This is a genomic window from Micromonospora sp., assembly GCF_048594385.1.
GTDB lineage: Bacteria > Actinomycetota > Actinomycetes > Mycobacteriales > Micromonosporaceae > Micromonospora > Micromonospora wenchangensis.
In genome coordinates this window covers 1-2,068 of the sequence record NZ_JBMDWU010000074.1, presented here as the reverse complement: position 1 = coordinate 2,068, position 2,068 = coordinate 1, and the positions used below count along the sequence as shown (strand labels likewise).

At 74.0% G+C, this 2,068-nt stretch carries 2 protein-coding genes; both read left to right on the top strand.

The genetic code is table 11. The features are described from left to right. Window positions 1-128: 128 nt before the first annotated feature. Window positions 129-1,112: a 4-hydroxy-3-methylbut-2-enyl diphosphate reductase gene (locus ACOJTC_RS03470; RefSeq protein ID WP_357929190.1), complete on the top strand. Its 984-nt coding sequence runs from the start codon at window positions 129-131 to the stop codon at window positions 1,110-1,112. 241 nt (window positions 1,113-1,353) lie between these two features. Then, window positions 1,354-1,815 (top strand): hypothetical protein, encoded by a 462-nt coding sequence (locus tag ACOJTC_RS03465; RefSeq protein WP_420115705.1) that lies wholly within the window; start codon window positions 1,354-1,356, stop codon window positions 1,813-1,815. The last annotated feature ends 253 nt before the right edge of the window (window positions 1,816-2,068 follow it).

Here is a 2,068-nt window from a genome sequence, read left to right as displayed (position 1 = left end):
CACCCGCCCACCCGACGCGCCGCCTCCCCCGTCGCGGCGCTGCCGGCCCGCCCGCCGCGACCCGTACCCCCGCTGGGGTACGGGTCGCAGCTCCTGCCGGGGGAGATGTCGACACGTACGATGGGCGGGTGACCGAGGCTGAGGCGACCCCAAAGACCGGCAAGCGCGTGCTCCTGGCCAAGCCCCGCGGCTACTGCGCCGGGGTGGACCGGGCGGTGCAGACCGTCGAGGAGGCGCTGAAGCTCTACGGGGCGCCGATCTACGTCCGCAAGCAGATCGTGCACAACAAGCACGTGGTGCAGACCCTGGAGGCGCGGGGCGCGATCTTCGTGGAGGAGAACGAGGAGGTGCCCGAGGGCGCCACCGTCATCTTCTCCGCGCACGGCGTCGCCCCCGAGGTCTACGAGCAGGCTAGGGCCCGGTCGCTGCGGGCGATCGACGCGACCTGCCCACTGGTGACCAAGGTGCACCAGGAGGCCAAGCGGTTCGCCGCCGAGGACTACGACATCCTGCTGATCGGTCACGAGGGGCACGAGGAGGTCATCGGCACCGCCGGGGAGGCCCCCGCCCACATCCAGCTCGTCGACGGCCCCGACGACGTGGACCGGATCACCGTGCGCGACCCGAACAAGGTGGTCTGGCTCTCCCAGACCACGCTGTCGGTGGACGAGACGTTGGAGACGGTGGCCCGGCTCAAGACCCGGCTGCCGCTGCTCCAGTCGCCGCCCAGCGACGACATCTGCTACGCCACCTCCAACCGGCAGCACGTGGTCAAGGAGATCGCCCCCGACTGCGACGTGGTGATCGTGGTCGGCTCGCGCAACTCGTCCAACTCGGTACGCCTGGTCGAGGTGGCCCTGGACGCCGGGGCCCGTGCCGGGCACCTGGTCGACTTCGCCCACGAGATCGACGACGCCTGGCTGGCCGACGCCCGGACGGTGGGGCTGACCTCCGGCGCGAGCGTGCCCGACGAACTGGTCCACGAGGTGCTGGCACACCTGGCCGCGCGGGGCTTCACCGACGTCGACGAGGTGGTCACCGCCAACGAGCGGCTGACCTTCTCGCTGCCGCAGGAACTCAAGCGCGACATGAAGGCCGCCTCCCGCGGCTGACCCCGGGCGGGCCCGCCGACCGGGGACCCGCTCCGCGCGCCGACCGGGCACCCGCTCCGGCGGGGTTGACCCGGCACGGAAGCCTCGCGTCGACCCGGGCACCGGGGTGACGCGCCGAGCGCGGGTCGGCGTCGGCGTGTCCGTCGGTGCCTGCCGGCACCGGTGCCCCTCGTCGGTGGGTTCCCGGCGGACGGAACGGATCACGGGTGGGGCGCGTCCCAGTGGTATGAGAACTCCTCGGATGGCGGTCGTCGTGCTGCTGGCCGCCGGTGTGGCGCTCGCCGGCTGTGGCGACGGTGCCGACGTCACCGGCCCGCCGGCCACGCCGACCAGTTCCCCGACCCCCACGGTCGTCCCGACGGACACGGTCACCCCGACGGGCACCGTGCCGCCGTCCACGCCGCCGGCCTCGGTGGCCCCGTCCGCACCGCCGGCCGGGTCGGTGCCGCCCGGCGGGTTGAAGCCGCCGCCCGGCGGCCCACGGTTGCCGCCCGGTCCGGGCGCGACGGAGCTGACCGGCACCGTCGAGGCGGGGGTCGAGCCGGGGTGTGTGCTGCTCGACGGCCACCAACTGGTCGGCGGCCCGAAAGACGTGCTCGTGGCGGGAGCCCGGGTGACGGTCACCGGCCGGGCCCAACCCGACCTGATGAGCACCTGCCAGCAGGGTGTCCCGTTCCTGGTGGAATCCGCCCGCCGCTCCTGACCACCCACCCACCCACCCGCACGCCCGCCGACCCGCGCACGCCTGGACGCTCGTCGGGCCGCGCCCGCCCGGACGCTTGTCGGGCCGTGCCCGCCTGGCCGCCCGTCGGCCCGCGCCCGTCCGGGACCAGCGCCCGTCCGGGGCCCGCCGGGTCGACGCACTTTCGCCGATGTTGAGTTATCCGGCAGTTTCGATAACCCTATTGACCCAACATAGCGCACTAATCCTCAGGACGACCGGCCGCGGGGCCGGG